This window comes from Frankia sp. CeD (assembly GCF_000732115.1).
Classification (GTDB): domain Bacteria; phylum Actinomycetota; class Actinomycetes; order Frankiales; family Frankiaceae; genus Frankia; species Frankia casuarinae.
In genome coordinates, this window is sequence record NZ_JPGU01000001.1 from 217,254 (window position 1) to 239,176 (window position 21,923).

General features: G+C 68.9%; 19 protein-coding genes, 1 other RNA gene and 1 pseudogene. 7 read left to right on the plus strand and 14 right to left on the minus strand.

Annotation, left to right across the window (positions count from 1 at the left end; all coding sequences use genetic code 11):
- Positions 1 to 626 precede the first annotated feature (626 nt).
- Positions 627 to 1,568: a hypothetical protein gene (locus tag CED_RS00820; RefSeq protein ID WP_035908161.1), complete on the plus strand. Its 942-nt coding sequence runs from the start codon at positions 627 to 629 to the stop codon at positions 1,566 to 1,568.
- A 21-nt stretch (positions 1,569 to 1,589) separates the two neighbouring features.
- Positions 1,590 to 2,060, plus strand: a complete 471-nt coding sequence (locus CED_RS25945) for an antirestriction protein ArdA (RefSeq protein ID WP_051868609.1) — start codon at positions 1,590 to 1,592, stop codon at positions 2,058 to 2,060.
- Here the strand turns inward: CED_RS25945 and CED_RS00830 are convergent.
- The 4 genes from CED_RS00830 to ssrA form a co-directional block, all read right to left on the minus strand.
- Complete coding sequence (locus tag CED_RS00830; protein ID WP_051868610.1) at positions 2,039 to 2,668, minus strand: nucleotidyl transferase AbiEii/AbiGii toxin family protein; 630 nt, start codon at positions 2,666 to 2,668, stop codon at positions 2,039 to 2,041. The two genes, CED_RS25945 and CED_RS00830, sit on opposite strands and share 22 nt — an antisense overlap.
- Positions 2,665 to 3,174, minus strand: coding sequence for a helix-turn-helix transcriptional regulator (locus tag CED_RS00835; protein ID WP_023841182.1), 510 nt, complete (start codon positions 3,172 to 3,174; stop codon positions 2,665 to 2,667). Before CED_RS00835 ends, CED_RS00830 begins: the two co-directional genes overlap by 4 nt.
- 99 nt (positions 3,175 to 3,273) lie before the next feature.
- Positions 3,274 to 4,248 carry a DUF4037 domain-containing protein gene (locus tag CED_RS00840; RefSeq protein ID WP_235186836.1) on the minus strand — a complete coding sequence of 325 codons (975 nt, stop codon included), beginning with the start codon at positions 4,246 to 4,248 and terminating at the stop codon, positions 3,274 to 3,276.
- 203 nt (positions 4,249 to 4,451) lie between these two features.
- Positions 4,452 to 4,825: a transfer-messenger RNA gene (gene ssrA, locus CED_RS21805) on the minus strand.
- 305 nt (positions 4,826 to 5,130) lie between these two features.
- Here ssrA and CED_RS00845 point away from each other — a divergent pair.
- Positions 5,131 to 5,604 carry a VOC family protein gene (locus tag CED_RS00845; protein WP_035908163.1) on the plus strand — a complete coding sequence of 158 codons (474 nt, stop codon included), beginning with the start codon at positions 5,131 to 5,133 and terminating at the stop codon, positions 5,602 to 5,604.
- Positions 5,605 to 5,699: 95 nt separating this feature from the next.
- Positions 5,700 to 6,419: a YoaK family protein gene (locus CED_RS00850; RefSeq protein ID WP_011435257.1), complete on the plus strand. Its 720-nt coding sequence runs from the start codon at positions 5,700 to 5,702 to the stop codon at positions 6,417 to 6,419.
- Here the strand turns inward: CED_RS00850 and CED_RS00855 are convergent, their stop codons facing one another.
- The 3 genes from CED_RS00855 to smpB form a co-directional block, all read right to left on the minus strand.
- On the minus strand, positions 6,420 to 7,328 hold the full coding sequence (locus tag CED_RS00855) for an NAD(P)-dependent oxidoreductase (RefSeq protein ID WP_011435256.1): 909 nt from the start codon (positions 7,326 to 7,328) through the stop codon (positions 6,420 to 6,422).
- 66 nt (positions 7,329 to 7,394) lie between these two features.
- Complete coding sequence (locus CED_RS00860) at positions 7,395 to 8,828, minus strand: hypothetical protein (RefSeq protein ID WP_035908164.1); 1,434 nt, start codon at positions 8,826 to 8,828, stop codon at positions 7,395 to 7,397.
- A 129-nt stretch (positions 8,829 to 8,957) separates the two neighbouring features.
- On the minus strand, positions 8,958 to 9,437 hold the full coding sequence (gene smpB / locus CED_RS00870) for an SsrA-binding protein SmpB (protein ID WP_035908169.1): 480 nt from the start codon (positions 9,435 to 9,437) through the stop codon (positions 8,958 to 8,960).
- A gap of 603 nt (positions 9,438 to 10,040) precedes the next feature.
- Between smpB and CED_RS21995 the strand changes: the two genes are divergently transcribed.
- Positions 10,041 to 11,390, plus strand: coding sequence for an HNH endonuclease signature motif containing protein (locus CED_RS21995; RefSeq protein WP_235186837.1), 1,350 nt, complete (start codon positions 10,041 to 10,043; stop codon positions 11,388 to 11,390).
- Here CED_RS21995 and ftsX read toward each other — a convergent pair.
- Positions 11,375 to 12,246 (minus strand): annotated as a pseudogene (ftsX, locus tag CED_RS00880) (permease-like cell division protein FtsX). The gene CED_RS21995 and the pseudogene ftsX overlap by 16 nt on opposite strands.
- Entirely contained in the window at positions 12,246 to 12,992 is a 747-nt protein-coding gene (ftsE, locus tag CED_RS00885) for a cell division ATP-binding protein FtsE (protein ID WP_035908172.1), read from the minus strand. Before ftsE ends, ftsX begins: the two are co-directional and overlap by 1 nt.
- Before the next feature lie 296 nt (positions 12,993 to 13,288).
- Here ftsE and CED_RS00890 point away from each other — a divergent pair, with 296 nt between their 5' ends.
- The gene (locus CED_RS00890; protein ID WP_035908174.1) at positions 13,289 to 13,474 is read left to right on the plus strand and encodes a hypothetical protein; all 186 of its coding nucleotides are present in this window, start codon (positions 13,289 to 13,291) and stop codon (positions 13,472 to 13,474) included.
- Here CED_RS00890 and cobA read toward each other — a convergent pair.
- The 3 genes from cobA to nirB form a co-directional block, all read right to left on the minus strand.
- On the minus strand, positions 13,439 to 14,269 hold the full coding sequence (gene cobA / locus CED_RS00895; RefSeq protein ID WP_035908175.1) for a uroporphyrinogen-III C-methyltransferase: 831 nt from the start codon (positions 14,267 to 14,269) through the stop codon (positions 13,439 to 13,441). The genes CED_RS00890 and cobA overlap by 36 nt on opposite strands.
- A 106-nt stretch (positions 14,270 to 14,375) precedes the next feature.
- Complete coding sequence (nirD, locus tag CED_RS00900) at positions 14,376 to 14,720, minus strand: nitrite reductase small subunit NirD (protein ID WP_011435248.1); 345 nt, start codon at positions 14,718 to 14,720, stop codon at positions 14,376 to 14,378.
- Positions 14,721 to 14,756: 36 nt separating this feature from the next.
- Positions 14,757 to 17,405 (minus strand): nitrite reductase large subunit NirB, encoded by a 2,649-nt coding sequence (gene nirB, locus CED_RS00905; protein ID WP_035908317.1) that lies wholly within the window; start codon positions 17,403 to 17,405, stop codon positions 14,757 to 14,759.
- A 434-nt stretch (positions 17,406 to 17,839) separates the two neighbouring features.
- Between nirB and CED_RS00910 the strand changes: the two genes are divergently transcribed.
- Complete coding sequence (locus CED_RS00910; RefSeq protein ID WP_035908176.1) at positions 17,840 to 18,991, plus strand: uroporphyrinogen-III synthase; 1,152 nt, start codon at positions 17,840 to 17,842, stop codon at positions 18,989 to 18,991.
- 54 nt (positions 18,992 to 19,045) lie between these two features.
- Here the strand turns inward: CED_RS00910 and CED_RS00915 are convergent, their stop codons facing one another.
- On the minus strand, positions 19,046 to 19,882 hold the full coding sequence (locus CED_RS00915) for a polysaccharide deacetylase family protein (protein WP_035908177.1): 837 nt from the start codon (positions 19,880 to 19,882) through the stop codon (positions 19,046 to 19,048).
- A gap of 622 nt (positions 19,883 to 20,504) precedes the next feature.
- Positions 20,505 to 21,605, minus strand: a complete 1,101-nt coding sequence (gene prfB, locus CED_RS00920) for a peptide chain release factor 2 (RefSeq protein WP_035908318.1) — start codon at positions 21,603 to 21,605, stop codon at positions 20,505 to 20,507.
- Positions 21,606 to 21,923 lie beyond the last annotated feature (318 nt).

A 21,923-nucleotide genomic window follows, 5' to 3' on the forward strand; every position in this document is an offset into this window, starting at 1 on the left:
CCNCCACCGCCGATGACGCCATGATCCCACCGCCCTGCCACCGGATCGCGCCCGCAAGGTCCCGGAGGCTCACCCAGGAGACCCACGCCCCGGCTACACCACCTGACCACCCCGGGCCAGCTCCACGCCGGCCGGACGGGGGGCTCGGGGGGTCGCCCCCCGGAAAACATCGCGGCCCGCCGGGAAGCCGACCAAAGGTCGGCAACCACGACGGGCCAGCTTGTGGACCTCCTCCGGAGATACTCCAACCCCTCTTGTGGGTACCTCCGCGATCTTCGGACCCTCTGCACCGTCCTAGACGAAGTCGACGAAGGCCCTCAGCCCGGCTTGCCGGGCAACACCGGCCGCGGGCGTCGTCCCACCGTGCGCAAGGTCACAGAGCGGCTCTCCCCCGCTGACATCGAGTCCCNGATCGATCTCTACCGGGCGGGCACGACCGCCCAAGCGCTCGCGGAGAAGTTCTCGATCGGCCCGACCTCCGTGAAGGTCCTGCTGCGCGAGCGGGGCGTACGACGAGGCGGCACCTCACCAACAGCAACCTGACCCGGCCGCGGAAGCCCGGCTGCCCTCGTGGCGGCCGGGCTTTCTGCTGCACCAGCAAGGTCAACTAAACAGGAACCACACCCATGGAACACGCACCATCACACGAAAGGATCATCAACCAGGAAGGCGCCCCACCCGCCGAGCAGTCATACGACGAGCGCCTGATCAGCCGAGGCATCGAGGCCGCCGCCCAGGAGAAGCGGCCCATCGACGACCGCACCGCGCGCTACATCGCCGGACAGCTGCACGGTGGTCAGGTCAGCGCCCTCTACAGCCTGGCCAGCACCGGCAACATTATCGAGGACACCGTCTACCACGAGTTGTACGAAGACCTCGAATCCCAGACGCCGGAAGTCGCCTCGTGGGTCGAAGCGCTGCGAACCTACTGCCAGGCCAGGCCCGACAAGGGTCCGGTGAGCGGCTGGGCCGAGCACGCCGCTCTCCTTGACCGCATCGAGGCCACGCGGGAGCGCACGCGGATGCTCGGCGGGATCGCCGTCGCCCCCGAACTGGCCGAAGCCGACGAGACGTCCAGGAAAGATCATTTCCTGCATCCAGACCGACTGAACGAACTGTTCGGCGAACCGCCGGACGAGGAGATCGGCCGCGCCGAGGAGCTGGGCTGGTTCGGCCTGATCGTCGACCACGGCACCGGCGGCGGCACGATCATCTCCCAGGACGAGCAGGGCTTTCGGTACGTCTGGGAGACGGAGGACGGTGAAGCCCTCGACCAGCGGTGGGAGGCCGTCCTCCGGGAGTACCGACGCTACGAAGACGCTCTTGTCCAGCTCGAACGACACGAGCAGGACGACCGGTGCGAACGGGTCGGCTACGCCTGCCCGGAGTGCGAAGAGCAGATCATCGAACACTCGGTCGGACTTGACGAGTCCACCTGGACGCACCAGGACGGCGGACCGCTGTGCCCCGTCGTCGGAGACGGCGGCTACCAGCCGGCGCAACCAGGCGTCTGGCGGGACGGCGAGATCGTGCCCCTGGCTGAGCAAGCTGACGGGGACGACGCCTAAGGTGACGGACCCCGCGTCTACGTGGCCAGCCTCGCCGACTACACCAACGGCGAGCTACACGGCCGCTGGATTGCCGCTGATCATGATGTCGAAGACCTGGAGGGCGCCGTTGCCCGCATCCTGGCGACCTCACNAGCCCGGCGGCACGGCGAGGCGGCCGAGGAATGGGCCATCCACGACTACGAGGGCTTCGATGAGGAGGTCACGTCCACGCTGGGCGAGGGCCGTCGCTACGACCGTTTGACCCCGCCACCGTTCAATCTTGGTGCAGGGTCCCGAAATCACTGTCCGCCCAGTCGCCAAGCGGCTCCTGACCAGGGACGATGCCCAGTGAGTCTCCGACCGACAACATCATCCACCGAGCCGAACATGTGTTCCGTGGCTCTGGTGGGTCCGGACACCGCGGTCCGTCTGGTGACCGCGATCATGGGCACGGTCGAGCTGGAATCCGGATGGGGACCGGTCGTCACTCAGCCGCCGGTGATTTCCTGACGCCAGGCGGAGAAGAAGTGGCGTAGCCGGTCGGCGGCCGGGCCGGGCAGCCCCAGGTCGTCGTCGGTGAACCGGCCGATGGTTCCGATCATGTCGGCGAACACCCGCAGGTCGAAGCCGCCATCCTGGGCCTGGGCGAGGTGGACGAGCTCCTCCTTGGCGAAGACGTTCACCAGGTCGTACACGTCGGTGAAATCACGCGCCTCGGCTCGGCCGAACAGAGCGAGGGTCTTGCGGGCCGCCAGGTCGTGGGCGCTGAGTGTCGGGCCGAGTTCGGTGAGGGTGGGTGGTTCGTCCGGCGGGCTGTCGACGCCAAGATCCACGATCAATNCCTCACCATCTGTCTCGACGACAAGTCTGGCGAAGCTGTCCGTGAGCTGGACCCGCCGAACGGCCCAGCCCTGCGAAGCCGCTGCGCGTTCGAACGCCGCCGCCGTGTCGGGGATCGATGCCGTGGGCGGGAGGGCGGTGAACAGATCGACGTCGCGGGTTTCGCGGTCGACGAGATCACGCACGATGAGCGCGGCGCCGCCCGCGACCGCGAAGCCCGCGCTCTCGGGCAGCCCGAAGAAGATCCGCGCAACCGCCCGCTGCAACGATGTGATCATCTGAAGGCAGCCCGTTCCCAGGCGCGCCGGATCGGGGCGGGAAGGACGAGCTCCGGCCAGGCGTCGGCGAGCAGTGCCCCGTCGACGTAGGCGAGGATGTCATCCGCCGTCCCCTCTCGCAGGACGATCTCGTACAGCCTGTGGCGCTGTCGGCGGTCGGCGAGGTCGTAGGTCCGGTCGGGGTTGGACCAGTTCAGATGGACAGGCAGGCGCACCCGTGCCAACGCCTGCCGTATCGGGAGCCGAGGCAGCCGATCCGGCACGGTGAACGGTCGCCCCCGCCCGTCCACCACGACCTCGAACGAGGGCACCGGCACCGCGTCGAGCCGGAAGCCCGCCGCCGCCAGCAGACGCGTCGCGGTCTCCAACGTCGGTGACTTCACCCCGTGCTCATAGGCCGCCAACGTCGGCCGTGACGTGCCCGCCCGCCGCGCGAGCTCAGCCCCGGACAGGCCCGCCTCCAGCCGCGCGGATTCGATCAGTCGGCCTGTCAGCGAATCCGCCATGCCCCCTCCACTGCGACCCCCTCCGCTACGGTCCTCTCCATCACGACACCAAACGTATCCGATGAGATACGCTACCCGTCTTTCGGTCCGTCCGCCGGCTCATTCGGCGTGGACCGTCATAAGCCACGCCGCCAGGCGGCCCGACGCGCCCGGGAGATGGCCGAGTAGGCCGTCAGGTCGATGTCCGAAACCGGTGAGGAGGGCTCGCAGCTGCGGATCGCTGATCGCATCGGTCAACGCACGGGTGAGGCGGTCAGCGCCGAGTATCTGGATGTCCCGGGTGTGAAAGCGGCGCGGCGCAGGGTCGACAGGCTCAGCCAGACCCAGCCGGTTCGTGACGTCGGCGAGGTGACTGGCCGCGGCACACAGCGCCGCCTCACGCTCCCGCCACCGCATCGCGCGCAGCGCACGGTGAAGGTACCGACCGACCTGGCCGCCGAGGGCCAGCTGCGCGAACGCGGTCATCAGCCACTTGTTGTACGGGGCCCACCGGCATTCGAGCAGAAACCCGATCCGGGCAAGGTCACGGGCCACCCGGGCCGCAAGCACGCGCGAGCCAAGATCGTCGTCCCGGCCGCCGGCGCGGCCGACGAACGGCTCCTCCTGGCTGACCCGCAGCCAGCCGGCCGCCAGGACATAGCGCCAGACATCATCGGGATACCAGGCCAGCGCCCGGCGCCGCGCGGTAAGAAGAGCGAGCGGGTCATGCAGAACCACGCCGCCCGTGAGACTCGCCAGGATCTGCGTCGGCGCCAACAGCCAGTCCGCCAGACCCATCCCGTCGGCGGGGTCGACACCGAGTCGATCGACGAAGAACGCTCGCGTGGTCGTCACCTCCACCTGGTGGTGCGGCCGGCCGTCATGTCGGTCGCTGTCCGGATAGATGACCGGGAAACCCTCGAACCGAGCCGGCAGCCTCTCCAGCGTGACGTTGACCGGCTCGGTGTCAAAGCCCGGCGGGACGAACAACTGCACACGAGGGCCGAAATCGTGGTCCGGGGAGACCTCGTCATCGAAACCGAGCACCTCGGAACCCTCACCGAGCAACGCCGCGGCATGAGGCACACCCGGCACCAGCGGCCGAACCGCCAACAGATCGCGCCCGCGGGGTTCCCGGAGGCTCGCCCCAGGAGGCCCCGGCCTTGGCCCACCCGGACACCACCGAACAGCCGCCCACCAGATCCATGCCGGTCGCACGGGGGTCCGGGGGTCCCTCCCGGAAAACATCGCGGCCCGCCGGGAGGCTGACCAAAGGTCGGCAACCACGACGGGCCGGCTTGTGGAGGTGGCGGGAATCGAACCCGCGTCCTCCGGCCCCGACACAGGGCTTCTCCGGGCGCATCCTGCTACTTGTTTCTCAGCCTCGTCGGACACGCAGGCAAGCCNACATAGGCTCAGTCGCTGTTTGATGTCCCGACCGACCCCGCGACCAGGTCAGCCGGTGATCCTCCTAGCGACGTCAGATTCTGGGCCGGAGGCTCTCCCAGACTGACGACTACCTAGTCCCTCTTAAGCGGCGAGCGCGTAAGTGGGGGTAGTGGGCTGCGTCTTGTTGGCAGCTGTTGTTCTGAACGGATCGTTAACGAGATAACCGCTCATCCTCGGCCCGCTTCCCCTGCCTCGACGTCCGGAGTCGAAGCCGGTCACCCCCAAGTTCTGATCAGTTACGACGTTTCAGTGTACCGCAGACGCAGACGCCGGCACCAGCCAACAGACGCTCCTGCCAACCCGACCCATCGCGCGCGTCACTGCGTCCAACGCTCGGACGCCGGCTCCATGTTCCCACGTCGGGCACCCCGCGTACCAACGGGTTTCCGATGTGGCGGCTGTGGCGGGCGTGGCGGCCGCGCGTCACAGCGGCCCGGCCCCGTGGGCATGCCGTCGCGGGCAACGTCGTTGTACGGAGTTGTTGTATGGATAACGGCTACCAGACGACCAGCGCCTCGGGAGATCACCGTGGAGATCAAGGAACTGGGACATCTCGTCCTCTACGTCCGGGACATCGAGCGTTCCAGCGCCTTCTACCGGGACGTACTCGGCTGGCGGCAGATCTTTCCCGACCCGGCGGGCGCGGACGGCAACCCACTGCGGGCCCCGGCCGCCGCGTTCTCCTCCGGACGCACCNACCACGAGCTGCTCCTCATCGAGGTCGGCGAGGACGCGGCGGCCATACCCCAGGGCCGGCGGGTGGGATTGTACCACTTCGGGCTGAAGGTTGGCGACAGCGACGACGAGCTGCGCGCGGTGCTCGCCCNTCTGCACGACGCGGATGTGACCGTCGTCGGCGCGTCGGATCACACGGTCACCCACAGCTTGTACATCCTCGACCCGGATGGCAACGAGATCGAGCTCTACATCGACGTTCCCGGGGTCGACTGGCGGAGCACTCCCGCGCTCGCCGCGGCTCCGGTCCGTCCGTTGCGGCTCTGATCAGATCAGAAGATCAGATCAGAGCCGCCGAAATCAGAGGCGCCGGGAGTTCCCGCCTTCCGCCGCACGGGCCGTCGCTCGGTGAAACTGTGCCCATGCGACCGTCCCCCGACCAGCGTCGGCGGCTGCCGACTCTGCTGGTGGCGTTGGCGATCCTCAGCGGTCTCGTCGACGCGGTCAGTTTTCTCGGACTCGGCCGGGTGTTCGTGGCCAACATGACCGGAAACGTCGTCCTGCTGGCCTTTGCGCTGGCCGGGGCCCCGGGCCTGTCCGCCGACCTGTCGGCGCTGGCCCTGGCTGGCTTCCTGGCCGGAGCCGTCATCGCCGGACGGATCGGCACGGTGACCATAATCGGCGGTCGCCGCTTCTCGTGGTTGATCATCGCGATGGCCGCGCAGACCGGGCTGATGGCCGGCGCGCTGATCGCCACGCTGGTCACCCAGGGACTCGGTACGGAACCCGAGATCCCCGAGATCCCCGGGGCCCGGCCCTATGCCGTCATCCTCCCGCTGGCCCTCGCGATGGGCCTGCAGCACGCGACGGCTCGGCGGATGGCCGTTCCGGACATCCCGACGAATGTGCTGACCAGCACGTTGACCGGGATCATCATCGACTCCCGGCTCGGCGGAGGAACGGGCCGCGGTGGGGCGCGGCGGACGCGGCGGTTCGCCGGCCCCGTCGCCATGTTCGCCGGAGCCCTGATCGGGGGCCTGTGCCTGCTCCATCTCGGCCGGATCGTCCCGCTCGTCCTGGCGACCGGTACCGTCGCCGGCTGCCTGATCGCCACCGTGACCGGCACCGTTGCGGCGCCATGATCAGGAAGCCGGAGAGACTTCGCCACCCGCGCCGCCCGGCCTGGTCGCACGGCGCCGCTGCCGGATGACGACCGTCGTGTCGAGACCGCCCTCGCCGTCCGCCTGGGCAGCTGCGAGATCCCGCTCAGCCAGCTCGATCATCGGCAGCGGGATACCACGCCGGCCCGCCTCGGCAAGGCAGATCCGCAGATCCTTGCGCATCCAGTCGACCGCAAACCCGAAATCGAACTCGTCGCGCACCATGGTCTGACCACGATTCGCCAGGTACCACGAGTTGGCGGCGCCGCCGGCCACGGCGGAAAGCACCAGATCGGTGTCCAGACCGGCGGCAATAGCAAAGTTGATGGCCTCGGCCGCCCCTTCGACGGCTCCCGCCACCAGAATCTGATTGACCATCTTGGTGAGTTGTCCGCTACCGACCGGCCCGATCCTCGTGATGGTCGCGCCGTAGGCGGCGAGCACCGGCCTGGCCCGCTCGATCGTCTCAGGATCCCCACCGCACATGATGCTCAGCCGGCCGGCCATGGCACCCGCCTCCCCGCCGGAGACCGGGGCATCGACGAAACCGACGCCGACCTCGGCGGTGCGCGCCGCGATCTCCTCCGCAAGTTCCGCGGAGGTCGTCGTGTGATCGACGATGATCGCACCAGGCCGAAGCGCCCCCAGCACCCCGTCGGCACCGAGGACGACCTCGCGGACGTCGTCATCGGCACCGACGCAGAGGCAGACGACGTCGACCTCGGTCGCCGCGGCGGCGGGCGACGGCGCGATCCGGCCGGAATGTTCCTCGGCCCAGCGTGCCGCGGTCGCGGCCGTGCGATTGAACGCGGTGGTGGAGAACCCGGCCCGAACCAGGTGACCGGCCATGGGAAATCCCATCGTGCCCAGTCCGACGAAGGCAACACGCATGAACGTCACTCCTGTTTCGCCCCCGATGGCGTCCACCGGGATCGGTCGGTCATGAGAGTCGGTCGGTCATGAGAGTCGGTCGCCACCGCCCCGACATCCGATACCCCCGACATCCGATACCGGGGTGCAGACGAAGGCCCAGGGAGCTCCACGCAGCCTCGTCATCACCACGGTGACGGCCGGTCCACCGGGAATCAGATCACGACGGCGGGGTAGCAACCGGCGACGGATCTCCTCGACGTCGCCGGCGAGACCGCGTCGCCGGACGTCCAGCGACCCGATCTCACGAGACCGCAACAGGTCCGCGATCCGGCGCACGTCGAAGGGCAGCTCGGCCTCGATGCACAGCAGGCGGGCGAAGGGGGTCGTCACTGCCTCGTCGGAGGTCAGGAAGGCGATCATCGGATCAATCTGCCAGGCTCCGAGGCGCCGCCCGAGCTCGCCGATCAGGCCCGCCCGAGTGACCGCCGGGCTCGGATCGTGGAGGAACCGGCCCGGAGCCGCTACCCGACCGGCTAGCTCGCCGACCCGACCCACCCGACCCACCCGACCCGCCCGACCTGTATCCGCCGGGACGACTGGATCCGGGGTCCCGGTGAGGCTCACCGGCGCTCCCCTGGCCCGCAGGGACGCCGAGCCGCCCGGCCCGGGCAGCACAGTGGCGCGACGCGAGGCGGTCGCGAGGGCCGGTGAAAACAGTACGGCCTCCTTGAGATCCCGTCCGTCGGCCACAAACTCGATCTCCCAGCCGGGGGGAACCAGCTCCGTCGCCAGCCCTGGCGCGGCCTTCACCGCGACGGCCGCAACCTTGNCGGCAAGCCCGAAGCACCAGGCCAGCGGCGGCTCGCTCGCCCGCGACACCAACCGACGGTCGCCGGCACGCCGGGCCGGATCGACGAACACGGCGTCGCATCCGGAGAGGTCCACCTCCCGCACGTCGGACAGGCGCGTCTCGAGGCATCCCGTCGGCACGGTCGATCCCGTGGGCGGCGCGGTCGTGGGCAGCACCGTCGTGGGCAGCACCGTCGTGCCCTCGACCGCGTGGACGGCGACGTTGAGCGCGGCCATCCGCAGATGAACCGGATCCCGGTCGACGAGCATGATCTCCCGGCCCCGCGCGAGGGCCAACGCGTCCCCGCCGATCCCCGTGCACAGGTCGACGAGCCGGCACAGACCGGCGAACCGCGCGGCCCGATGCTCGGCCGCCGCCTGCGAGGACGCTTGTTCCAACCCGGCTCGGGTGAAGAACATCCGATCGGCCCGAGCAAACTTGACCATCGCGCGCCGCCTCAGCTCCGCCTGAGTGAACGCGGCGGCGAGGAGCGCGGGGGACACGCCCTCGGCGCGCAGGCGGGCACCGACAGCCAGTTCCCGGGCCGCGCCTCCACCGGCACGCTCATCCTCGGCAAATGCCGCGACCGCCGCCGCCAGCACCGCCTTACCCTGGGCGCTCAGCAGGGCCTCGAACTGCGCCAGCCGGTCGCCGTCGGAGGCGGTCACGGCGACCCGGATGCTGCCGGAACCGGCGAATCCGCGGCACGACGACGAGATAACGACGACGGGAACATCGACAGAAACGTCGACAGGAACATCGGCGGCACCACGGACGGTGTCATGGACGGCTGGCTATCAGAGGTAGCGCCCCTTGGCTCGGCGGCCCATCGCCCGGCCGATCTCCCGGGCCGCGTCCCGCTCCGCGATCGCGTGCCGTTTGTCGTAGGACTTGCGGCCACGCGCCAGCGCAATTTCGATCTTCGCCCGCCCGTCCTTCCAGTAGNGCGAGAGCGGGACCAGCGTGAGCCCACCCTCCTGGGTCTTACCGACCAGCTTTTCGATCTCCGCCCGGTGCAGCAGCATCTTGCGCTTGCGGCGGGGNGCGNGGNTCGTCCNGGNCCCCTCNGTGTANNNGNNNNTGTGCACGTTGTGCAGCCAGATCTCACCATCGTTGATCTGGGCGAACCCGTCGACGAGCGAGGCCCGCCCGGCCCGCAGCGCCTTCACCTCGGTGCCACGGAGCACCAGCCCAGCCTCGTAGGTGTCGAGGATGTCGTAGTCATGCCGGGCGCGCTTGTTCTGCGCGATCAGTCTGCGCCCCGTCTCCCTCGGCACTGTCCTGTCCCTCTTCCCACACCGTTCGCGAAATCTTCTCCGAACCTACGTCCTGCCTCCCGCGTCGGTGACACGCCGGCTCCACCGCGAGGACACCCATGGTATCGATCATGTGAGCGCCATCGTCGGTCGCCAGCGTGGCCCGGGTGACGTCGCCGAGCGCTCCGTAGGGCGACGAGCGCCGTCAGCGCGCCCCGCGGAGGAGCCGCCGCGGCGGCGCGACCTGGGCGTTCAGCACCTTCCACCTCCTTGCTCGGCTGTCGAGCTTGCTCGGCCGTCGAGACGACGGACTTGATGACGATGGACTTGATGAACGGTGCCAGCGAGTACTATACTCGAACACACGTTCGATGACCAGAGTGTTCAGGCGGATCGGCGGCGATTCCTGCCGGCAGATCCAACCGCTCCCTCTACGCGCCCATGACAGGCGGCATGATGCATCCAGTGACCAGACCCGGTTCATCGCTTCGGCCCGGCTCACAGTCCAGTCCGGGCGAGTCCAGTTCAGGCANGTCCAGGCCGCGCGAGGAAGCAGAGGCTCTGGGCCCCCGCGACACCGGAGTCGACGACCGTGGTTCTCTTTCCCGTCATCTNGACTCATCGATGGTTTATGGTCGTCGTGTAGCTGAACTCGACGCGGACGGATGTCTCCGGGCAGATGTGGAGATCGGTCGAGAGATCGCGCGCTGGGAGGCGGCACGGCTGCTCGTGAGAGCGAGGTTCGCGCAGCTACGGCCGCCCACGGAAGAGGATGAGAGCGGGGTTGCTAGGGGATTTCACGAGTTCGCGGGAGACGAACTGGCCGCCGAGCTGAGAATGTCATCAGCGGCGGGAAACAAACAGTTGGGTTTCGCGGTCGGCGTCGTCCGCCGCATGCCGGCAGCGCTGACTGCTCTGGAACATGGTGAGCTAGATTCCCAGCGGCTGACCGTGCTGGAACGACTGACGGCCAACCTGTCGGACGACCAGGCCGCGGACGTGGCGGAGACGGTTCTGCGCCGGGGTGGGCGGCCGAGCCACGCAGCGTTCGCGGCCGCCGTTCGACGGCGTGTGGTGCTGGTAGACCCTCAGGGCGCGGAACAGCGTCGCCGCAGGGCGACGAAGGCGCGTCGGGTGACAGTGCGGGCCGAGCCGGATGGTATGGGCCGCATCTCGGCCTCGCTTCCGGCGGACCGCATGCTCGCGGCGTTTCGACGAGTGGACCTTCTGGCGAGGAGAGCGGGCGGTGCGCAGGACGGTCGCGGGCTCGAGCAGCGTCGGGCCGACGTTTTCTACGACCTGCTGATGGGGCGGGATCGTGACCGTGTCAGTATCGAGATGCAGGTGGTCGTGTCGGCTTCCTGTCTGCTGGGTATGTCGGAACGGCCGGCGGAACTTCCCGGTTATGGCCCGATACCGGCCGGACTCGTTCGCGAGATGGCCGAGAACCCCCGATGCACATGGCGGCGGATACTGATGGATCCGCCGGAAGGACGAGTTCTGGAGGTCAGCCGGCGTCGCTTTCCCTCGGCCGCCCTGGCTCGTCATGTCCGAACTCGAAACCCTACATGTGTCTTTCCGGGATGCGAGCAGCCTTCCATTCACTGCGACCTTGATCATACCAGGCCGCATCGTCGAGGTGGCCAGACGAGCGAGCGGAACCTCGGGCCAAAATGCCGGAGGCATCACCGGNTGAAACACTCGGGTGAAAAGCGGCCTAGGCGTGACGCCAAGCAAGGAGCTACGAGAAGACCGGGGCGGCCGGGCACATCATCTCCCGATCAATCCACGCAGAAGGGATGGTCCGTGTGCCAGCCCAGGCCTGGACATTTCACCTGGACGAGCCCGGAGGGACGCCAATATGAGGTGTCACCCGAAGATTATCTCAAGGAAGTATTCATCGAGGATGATGTCCAGTTCGAATCGAAGCGAACCGGGGCCGAGCGACGGATGACGCCTCAGACCCGCAGATGACGGCGGAGCGCCACCGAAGCCATCACGGCGGCGGCGAGCACACCGACCCCAGCACGACGGCCGCGGTCTCCCAGACCGCCGACCAACCGAACAGGGGGAACATCGTCTGCTTCGCGAACCGGCCGTCCACCAGGTAGATCTTGGCCAACGCAAGCACGCCCGTGGCGAGCAGCCCGCCAACCAGCCCCACCGCCGCGATCTCCAAGACGAACGGAGCCCGGATTGTTCCATTGGAAGCACCGACCATCTTCATGATCGAAGTCTCCCGTCGCCGGGCGTGCGCCGAGATCCGGATCATCGTGTAGATGAGGGCGAAGGACGCCAGGGCCTGCACGCCGGCGAGGGCGAAAGCGCCCGCTGTGAAGGCGTCGAGGAACCGGTACAACGGGTCAAGCAGGCCGCGCTGGTCGCGAACAGCTTCCACCCCGTCGAGGCCGGTGTAGGTGACGACGATGTCGCGGGCCGCTCGCGGATCGGTAAGCGTGAGTCGTAGCGCCGCGGGCAGGTCGTCGGGTCCGACACCGGCGAGGACGTCGGGCGATCCACGGAAGTCCCGGCGGAAACGGTCGTACACCTGCTGTTTGCTTTCGTACCGCACGTCGGCGACCAGTGGATCCGCCGCGATCTCGGCATCGAGGGCAGACCGCTCGCCCGGGGTGATGCCATCGGAGAGATCAACGACGACCTCGATCTGGTCGAGCAGGAAGTCGTCGATGGTGTGCACCTGCGCCCGCAGGAGCAGGCCCGACCCCAGCAACGCCAGGCAGATCGTGACAGTTATGATCATGGCACAGGTCATCGCCAGGTTGCGGCGCAGGCCCGTCCACAGCAGCGACGCCAGCAGACCCGGTCGCATCAGCGGACCCGGTCGGCCGGCACCCTGGGCCGGGGCCGGGGAATCATCGGCACCGCCAGATCATCCTGGTTGTAACGTCCGCGAGCCTCGTCCCGGATCAGCGCGCCGTCGCTCAGCTCGAGCACCCGGCGGCGCATCGCGTTGACGAGCGACGCGTTGTGGGTGGCCATCACGACGGTGGTGCCGGCCTGATGAACAGTGTCGAGCAGGTTCACGATCTCGATGCTGGTGTTCGGATCGAGGTTGCCGGTCGGCTCGTCGGCCAGCAGGATCCGTGGACGGCCAACGAACGCCCGGGCGATCGCGACCCGCTGCTGTTCGCCTCCGGAGAGTTCGTCGGGATACCGGTCCGCCTTCTCCGCGAGGCCGACCAGGTCGAGTGCCTCCGGCACGACGCTGCGCACGACATGCCGAGGACGGCCGACCACGTCAAGGGCGAACGCGATGTTCGCCGTTACGGTCCGATTCGGTAGCAGGCGAAAGTCTTGGAAGACACAGCCGACCAGCCGGCGCAACTGGGGCACCCTGCGGTCCGGGATCCGCGCGACGTCACGGCCAGCCACCAGCACCCGGCCGGACGTCGCTCGTTCCTCCCGCAGCAGCAATCGCAGCAATGTGGTCTTACCCGATCCGGACGGACCCACGAGGAAGACGAACTCACCGACACCGATCTCCGCGGTGACATCGACCAGCGCCGGCTGGTCGCCGTTCGGGTACCGCTTGCTCACGGAACTCAAAACAATCATTGCGCCTTCCCGCACGCCTATGACTTTCAGTAGCCGTATGGTAGGGCGTGACGAAGGTCGGGGACCGCAGGTTACGCCCGACCGGAATCTCCGGGAACAGCCCGGACGGGTCGCCGCCCGCCCGATCGACCTTTGACGGAGCGGCACGCCACCGTGCGCGGGCGTAACGTGGAAGTCGATCGTGCGCGTCGCCAGCGGTCGTGCTCCATCCGGAACGTCCGGGTGTTGTCCCCCATCCCGGGGAAGTGCGACGATCGCCCGATCATNGCATCCGTCACGGGTGGGAAGGAGGCGCCATGGGCAGCGAGGATCTCGTCTGCGCGCGCTGCGCCGGACTAGTGGTCGAAGGCCGGTGTCCCACCTGCCGCGCCTCGCGCGAGTATCTGCGCCAGAACTTCTTCCAGATGTCACCGCAGGTGATNGTCGCACTGATCGCAATCGTGATGCTACTGGCGGTCCTCGCCGCCCGTCACGTCTCCTGAGCCCGGCCACGCTGGGACCGCCCCGACGGTACCTATCACGCCTGCAAGTCGATCACGTAGCGTAACCACATCTCCGATTACGATGACCGCGGGAGAACTGATCGCGGCTTCGGCCGCGAGCTGGGCGATATCCACCAGGGGCCCGATGATAANCGTCTCATCGGCTGTCCCGCCAGCGTGGATCACCGCGGTCGGAGTCTCCGGCCGGCGGCCCCGCTTCACCAGCTCGTGACTGATCTCAAAGAGTGCCCCGACGCCCATCAGCACGACGACCGTGCCCGGACCGGTAGCGAGCGCGTCCCAGTCGGCAGTGGAACCGGGATGCGAAGGATCGATGTGGCCGCTGACGACGGCCACGTCCTGGGTGATGCCCCGGTGGGTCACCGGGATCCCGGCGAGCGCGGGGACCGCGACGGCGCTCGTCACCCCGGGGACGATCTCGCAGGGCAGGCCGGCCGCGGCGCAGGCCAGAGCCTCCTCGCCGCCACGACCGAAGACGAACGGATCGCCGCCCTTGAGCCGGACGACACCGAACCCGCGCAGTCCCCGATCGACGACCACCGCGTTGATCTCGTCCTGGGTCAGGTTGTGACCGTGCGGCGCCTTGCCCGCATCGATGATCTCGGTACCGGGTCGCACCTCGTCCAGCAGTTCACGGGGAGCCAGCCGGTCGACCACCACGACATCCGCAGCTTGGAGCAGCCGTAGACCGCGTACGGTGATCAGATCCGCCCGCCCGGGACCGCCACCGACAAGGGCCACCCATCCGCCCGGGGCTGTCTGCGCACCGGTCATCTTCGTCCCCTCCCGCGTCGGCTTTCTCCCAGTGTGCGGCCTGACCAGCCCGTTCGGGGCCGATCACCGTAGCCGACCGTTTCGGCTGATCGCCCGACTGATCGCCTCAGCTGACCGGCCGGGCCGCCGCGACGGGGCCGACCAGCACCCGACCGTCCTGCACCTGCACCGGGTAGACGGGGATGCGCACCCCCTCGGCATCGAGGCACTCCCCCGTCGCCAGGTCGAACGCCTGCTTGTGCAACGGCGAGAAGACCACGGCCCGGTCTCCGCGGGAGCCGACGAGACCCCGGGAGAGCACGTTGGCCAGGCCGATCGGGTCGGCGTTGCCGACGGCGAGCACGGGACCGTCGCTCAGCCGGAAGATGGCCACTTGGGCGCCGTTGACGAGCGCGGCCACGCCGCGATCGGGAGTCAGATCGTCCAGGGCACAGATGTCGGTCCAGATCATGGCGGCCTCCAAATCGTCCGTTATGCGCCTACTTGCCTATCCAGAGGCTTTTGTGTCCGTTTCGTCCCTCTGGATAGGCAAGGAGCCTGGATAGGCAAGGAAACGGTCAGCCACCACGGGTAGCGTGGCACCGGCGATGAGGGCCGCCCGCTCGGCCGGGCGGGCCGGCCGGGGCTGGCCGCGTTCGAGGACGTGGATGACGTCGGGGTCGGCCCCCTCGGGGGCGTTGACGAACGAGGCGAACCGGCGCAGTGCGACCGGATCGGCCAGCGTCGTCTTCCACTCGTCCTGATAGGTCGCGACGTGGTAAGCCATGGCCGTGTCAAGCTCGGCGCAGATGCCCAGCGAGTCGTCGACGATGACCTCGCGGACATGCCCAAGGCCGCCGTCGAGGCTCTCCACCCACGGCGCGGTGCGCTGGAGGCGATCGGCGGTGCGCACATAGAACATCAGAAAACGGTCGATGTAGCGGACGAGCGTCTCGGTGTCGAGGTCGGAGGCGAACAGCNCCGCGTGCCGGGGCCGATGACCGCCGTTGCCGCCCAGGTACAGGTTCCAGCCCTGCTCGGTGGCGATCACCCCGACGTCCTTGGACCGCGCCTCCGCGCATTCCCGGGCACAGCCGGAGACCGCCATTTTGATCTTGTGAGGGGATCGCAGGCCGCGGTAGCGTAGCTCCAGGTCGACGGCCAACGTGGTGGAGTCCTGTACGCCGTAGCGGCACCAGGTCTCCCCGACGCAGGACTTCACCGTCCGCAACGCCTTGCCGTAGGCGTGTCCGGACTCGAGTCCGGCGTCGGTCAGCCGCTTCCAGATCTTCGGCAGCTGCTCGGCCCGGGCGCCGAAGAGGTCGNTGCGCTGCCCGCCGGTGATCTTCGTATAGAGGTTGAAGTCCCGGGCCACCTCGCCAATCAGGATGAGCGTCTCGGGCGTGACCTCGCCGCCGGGCAGCCGGGGGACGACCGAGTACGTGCCGTCCTTCTGCATGTTCGCGAGCAGGTGGTCGTTGGTGTCCTGCAAGGCGGCCTGCTCGCCGACTAGGACGTACCCGTTGTAGAGGGAGGCAAGAATCGAGGCCACCACCGGCCGGCAGACCTCGCAGCCCCGGCCCCGACCGTGCTCGGCGATCAGCTGCGAGAACGTCGTGATCCCCCGCACCCGGACGATCTCGAACAGTTCGGCCCGGCTGACGTCGAAGTGCTCGCACAGCGCCTTCGACACTTCGAGGCCCGCGGCGGCGAGCTGCTGGCCGAGGATCGTCCTGAGCATCGGCACGCAGCTGCCACAGCTCGTGCCCGCGTTGGTGCACCCCTTGATCCCAGCGACGTCGGTAAGGCCATTCGCGCTGATCGCGGCGCAGATCTGACCGTGGGTGACGTTGTTGCACGAGCAGATCTGCGCCCCGGCGGAGAGCGCCACCCCGNCCCCGGAGCCGCCGGCCCCGGCGACGTCGCCGGCCGGCAGGATGAGCCGCGCGGGATCGTCCGGCACGACCCCGGCGGAGCCGACCATGGCCCGCAGCGTTCCGTACTCCCCCGCGTCGCCGACAAGGATGCCACCGAGGACGCTACGCGCGTCGTCGGAGAGCACCAGCTTCTTGTAGACCTTGGCCACCGGGTCGGCGAACGTGATAGGCAGCGCACCGGGAGTCGTCCCGAAGGCGTCCCCGAAGCTCGCGACATCGACGCCGAGCAACTTGAGCTTGGTCGACATGTCGGCGCCGGTGAAGGTCGCGTCGCCGCCAAGCAGACGGTCCGCGACGACCTCGGCCATCGCGTATCCGGGCGCGACCAGCCCGTACACCCGTCCGGCCGCCAGGGCGCACTCGCCGACGGCATAGATGTGCTCGTCGCTGGTGCGGCAGCCCTCGTCGACGACGATGCCACCGCGATCCCCGACGTCGAGNCCGCNCTCGNGGGCCAGAGCGNCCCGNGGGCGGANCCCCGCCGAGAACACGACGACGTCGGTGTCGAGGCCGGCCAGCCCCTCGGGGTGACGGGCGAAGACCATTCGGGCGACCCGCCCGTCGGCATCGGCCTCGATCCGCTCGGTGGCCGTGTCGGTGTGGACGCCGATCCCGAGCCCGGTGATGTGGGCTCGCAGTGTCTGCCCGCCGGCCTCGTCGACCTGGGCCGGCATCAGCCGGGGCGCGAACTCGACGACGTGGGTGGCCAACCCCAGGCTACGCAGCGCGTTCGCCGCCTCCAGGCCGAGCAGGCCGCCACCGACGACCACACCGGTCCCGGTCCGGCTGCCGCGCGCCGAGGCGGAGATCGCATCCAGGTCCTCGATCGTGCGGTAGACGTGGCAGCCGGTGGCCTCCCGGCCGGGTACCGGTGGGACGAACGGGTAGGAACCGGTCGCAAGCACCAGCGCGTCGTACCGGTAGGTGCGGCCGGCACCGGTGGTCACCGTCCGGGCGGCCCGATCGACGGCGACGACCGGTTCACCGAGACGCACTCGCAGCCGGGGGTGCTCAAGGAATCCGTCCTCGACGAGGCTGAGGTCCTCCGCGGTGGCCCCGGTGAAGTACGCCGAGAGGCCCACCCGGTCATAGGCGGGCCGAGGTTCCTCCGCGAGGACCGTGACATCCCATCGCCCCTCGACGTCGCGGTCCCGCAGCGCCGCCAACAACCGATGCCCCACCATGCCGTGGCCGACGACCACCAGTGATCGAGAAGACATCCGCGCACCACCCGCACGTCCGAACCGATGGGTGCCGGTCCGAACGGGCACCCGCTACGGCCAGAACCGTACGAACCCAGGATGTCAACGCTGACTCGAAGTCAGGTCGGTCCGGCTACAAGGCATGCACTCCACGACACGACGGGATGTGAGATGCCCGACGAACGCTCGATGCGGACGTCGTGAATACGCAACGGTGCCGGTTAACACCGGCGTTGCACACCGGCAAGCGCGTGGACATGGCCGTGGCCGATCCTGCGGTGACCGGGGGATCGGCGCGGGACCCCAGCCCAGGAGGTAGCCTTGTGACAATCCGTAGTCCCGGGCGGCCCGACGCTGGCGACCGGTCCGGCGCGCCCGGGACCGCCGGAACACCCGAAACCACCAGCCCGCCCGAAACCACCAGCCCGCCCGAAACCACCAGCGCACCCGGGATGTTCCCGGCGTCGGCGACATCGAGGGAGCCGGCCGTCAGCGCCGCGCTGCCACCGCTGCTCGGCTTCACCGTCGGGGTCACGGCCGCGCGTCGCCGCGACGAGCTCGCGAACCTCCTCGAACGGCGCGGAGCCCGGGTGGTCCATGCCCCGGCCCTGCGCATAGTGCCGCTTGCCGACGACAGCCTGCTGCTCGCCGCGACCCGGGAGTGCCTCACCCGGCCGCTGGACGCGGTGATCGCCACGACGGCAATCGGCTTCCGCGGCTGGGTGGAGGCCGCCGAGGGCTGGGGGCTCGGCGAGCGGCTGCGCGACCGGCTGGACGGCGCCCGGCTGTTCACCCGCGGGCCGAAGGTCACCGGCGCCGTCCGGGCCGCGGGGCTGACCGAGTGCTGGTCGCCCCGCTCGGANTCCGGCGCCGAGCTCGTCGCCCATCTGCTCACGGAGAACCTGGCCGGGCTGCGCATCGCGGTGCAGCTACACGGCGAGCCATTGCCAGACATGGTCGAGGGACTGCGCGCGGCGGGTGCCGAGGTCGTCGAGATACCGGTGTACCGGTGGGAACCACCGGACGATCTGCGGCCGGTCCGCCGGATGGTCGAGCTCATCGTCACCGGCGGGGTCTCCGNNNNCACCTTCACCAGCGCGCCCGCCGTGGTGAGCCTGCTACGGATCGCCCGGGAGATGGGACAGTTCGACGAACTGCTGACCGCGCTGCGTGGCGAGGTACTGCCCGCGTGCGTGGGTCCGGTCTGTGCCGCCCCCCTCGAACGGCAGGGCGTGGCGACGGTGACCCCGGACCGGTTCCGGCTCGGAGCACTCGTGCGCACGCTGTCCGACGAGCTCCCGCGTCGCCGGGTGCGGACCGTCGAGGCCGCGGGGCACGTGCTGCGGGTCCAGGGCGGGGCAGTGATCGTCAACGGCGAGCCGGTGATGCTCGCACCCAGGACCGCGGCAGTCCTCGACGCGCTGACCGAGCGTCCCGGCCGGGTGCTGTCCCGAGCCGAGCTGCTGCGCCGGACGGGCACGGCCGGGCTGACCGACGAACNCGCGGTCGAGATGACCGTCGCCCGGTTACGCACCGCGCTGGGACCGGCCGGCTGCGCGGTCGAGACCGTCATCAAGCGGGGCTATCGGCTCGCGGTCGTGTGAGAGAGCACGCGGTAACCGCCGGGCCCCGGACTCCAGTTTCCCGCGCCCCCGTCGTCAGGCGCCTCGGCCGAGCCGCCAGCGCGCCGCTCGATATGTCCGCCACCCCGACTGCAGTCCTCGCCGGACGCTGAGCAGGGCGTCGCGATGCCCCTGGGAAACGAGCCGAAGGATGTCGGCCGCCCCAGCGGCCCGATTGACGATCAATCGGCTGATGGCGAACCGGGACAACGTCGGTTGATGAATGCGGTNTCCGACCTCACAGGCTGATTCGAACCCGGCGGCCGCGACGACATGGCGCACCGCCGCACAGTGATAACCGAAGGGGTAGCAGAAGCTGTCCGGACGCCGGCCGGTTCTCTCCTCGATCAGCCGCCGGCTGGCGGTGACGTCGTACCGCGCCAGAGCGGTCGGCACCACGTCGAGCTCCAGATGACGGTGACCGTGCGAGCCAAGCTCGATGCCCTCCCCGGCGAGCGCGGCGAGGTCGGACCAGTCCAACAGGGGGAGGTTGCGCTCGGTGTAGCCATCCAGCCAGGTGGCGCGCCGGCCGACGAAGGCGGTCGGCACATACAGGGTAGCGCTGGCCCCGATCGCCCGCAGAGCGGGCACCGCGGTGGTGACGAAGTCCTCGAAGCCGTTCTCAAAGGTAATCACCACCTGGCGGCGGGTGGGATGTGCCAGCGCGTCAGTGAGACCGGTGAGGTGGTAGCCGCTTTCGACGAGGGCCTCGAGCTGCTCGGCGAAGGCACCGGGAGGGACCTCCCAGCGTCGGAAGTCCGCACTCACCGAATCACCGACGCCGTGGTACATAAGGACGGGCAGGGGCATCGTGGGCGCACCCTCGAACACGCCGCCTGCGGCGCCGGACGCCGCAGGCGCCAGGGAGGTCACGGCGTTCCCGTACCGGCGAGACTGGCCATCTTGCCCGGATTTGCACCGTTATTTCCACACATATACATGCGTGCATTCGTGTGCAGGGACACAGACCGCACTCCCTCCGCGACAGCGGTTCGCAATTGTGAACGACCAGGTGACACGGGCGTACATCCCATCGGGTGAAGCAGTAGGCGGACCAGATCAAGACACCGAAACTAAAAAATCGAACGGTCCGCGAACTACCCGGAACTCTACACGTGTATACCCGGCATGCCAATGGCGTCAGGAGATCCGGTGGAGTCCTTCCCCGACGCCGGGCCGGGCCGAGCCGCCGGCCGGGCCTACGTCACACCGACGTTCCCACCACGGCCGGATCTTTGTCTTTTCACCGTCCGTTCCCCGAGAGGCAGGCGACATTCGGATGCCGTCCCGGAAACGGGGGATCTCCAGACCCCCGAACCCCCGGAACTCCGAACCTCCGGAACTCCGAACCTCCGGAACCGGAGCGCCGGGCGCCGGGCGCCGGGCGCTCATCGTCTCGCCGGGCCACGAGCGCCCGGACGGTGCGGCGAGGCTTGCCCGCTCAGTCCGGAACCAGACACATCCCAGGCGTCGACAAAAGCTCCGAAGAACCCTCTCACGCCTGGTTCTCAACCGACCGCCGCCACCGGATCTCCGCGTCGATGAAATCATCGAGCTCGCCGTCGAGAACACCGCTGGTGTTCGAGGTCTCGGTGTCGGTACGCAGATCCTTCACCATCTGGTACGGGTGGAGGACATAGTTACGGATCTGCGATCCGAAGGAGACGTCCTGTGGCCCGCCGGTGATGCGCTGTTTCTCCGCCGCCTCCTCGGCCCGCCGCCGCTCCAGGAGCTTCGCCTGCAACACGATCATCGCGGCGGCCTTGTTCTGGAGCTGGCTGCGCTCGTTCTGACACGTCNCCACGATGCCCGTGGGCAGATGCGTGATGCGGACCGCGGAGTCGGTGGTGTTGACCCCCTGCCCACCCGGACCGGACGAACGGAAAATATCGATACGCAGATCCTTGTCGTCGATGTCGACGTGGTCGGACAGCTCGACGACCGGGGTGACCTCGNCCCCGGCGAAGGAGGTCTGCCGCCGGTTCTGGTTGTCGAACGGCGAAATCCGGACGAGCCGGTGCACCCCGTGCTCACTGCGCAGCGTCCCGTACGCATAGGGCGCCTTGACCTGGAAAGTTGCCGACTTCAGACCCGCCTCCTCGGCCTCGGAGGTGTCGAAGACCTCCGTGGCGTAGCCGTGCCGCTCGGCCCACCGCAGGTACATCCGAAGCAACATCGCCGTCCAGTCGGCCGCGTCCACCCCGCCGGCCCCGGCCGAGAGCTGCACGATCGCGTCCCGCTCGTCGTACTCGCCGGACAGCAGGGTCCGAACCTCGAGACCGGCGATGTCACTGGACAGCCTGGGAAGATCGGCTGCGGCCTCGGCGAGCAGATCCTCATCGCCGAGGTCCGCGGCGGCGGCGATGTCGTCAAGACGGCGACGCAGCCCCTCCACCCTGGCGATGTCCCCGCGCGTCGACGACAACCGGCGGGTGACAGCCTGGGCCCGGTCCTGATCGGACCAGAGGTCGGGGTCCGCGGCCTGACGCTCCAGATCCTCGGCGCGACGGCGCAACCCCTCCACGTCGAGAACCGTCTCGATGCCGGTCAACGTGGCATCCAGCTGTTTGATCTCCTCGGACAGGTCGACGGCCATGCTNTTCNCCTTNCCGGCGGCGCCNGGGGCCACCGCCACAACGGATCTTGTCCGCCCGGACGGGAGCCGGCCGAGTTCGCATCGGCGTCGCGCCGAGCCCCGACGGCATCCCCGCGACCTCCCGACGGCATCCCGACGGCATCCCGACGACGCCTCGACCGGGAAACATCATCGTGGCGAAACATGCAATGGCTCGACGACACGAGGATGAAACATTCGCGGGATGCCACGAGCATTTCGGCCAACCGACGCCCGCACTGCGGACAATCGTTACGGCGGCCCCGGGCGGTCAGGCGGTTCAGCCGTCCGACAACAACC

Bases quoted from the DNA above. Each gene is read 5' to 3' on its own strand.
- CED_RS00820 (WP_035908161.1), top strand. From the start codon at position 627: ATGGAACACGCACCATCACACGAAAGGATCATCAACCAGGAAGGCGCC.
- CED_RS00835 (WP_023841182.1), bottom strand. From the start codon at position 3,174: ATGGCGGATTCGCTGACAGGCCGACTGATCGAATCCGCGCGGCTGGAG.
- CED_RS00850 (WP_011435257.1), top strand. From the start codon at position 5,700: ATGCGACCGTCCCCCGACCAGCGTCGGCGGCTGCCGACTCTGCTGGTG.
- CED_RS00855 (WP_011435256.1), bottom strand. From the start codon at position 7,328: ATGCGTGTTGCCTTCGTCGGACTGGGCACGATGGGATTTCCCATGGCC.
- ftsE (WP_035908172.1), bottom strand. From the start codon at position 12,992: ATGATTGTTTTGAGTTCCGTGAGCAAGCGGTACCCGAACGGCGACCAG.
- nirD (WP_011435248.1), bottom strand. From the start codon at position 14,720: ATGATCTGGACCGACATCTGTGCCCTGGACGATCTGACTCCCGATCGC.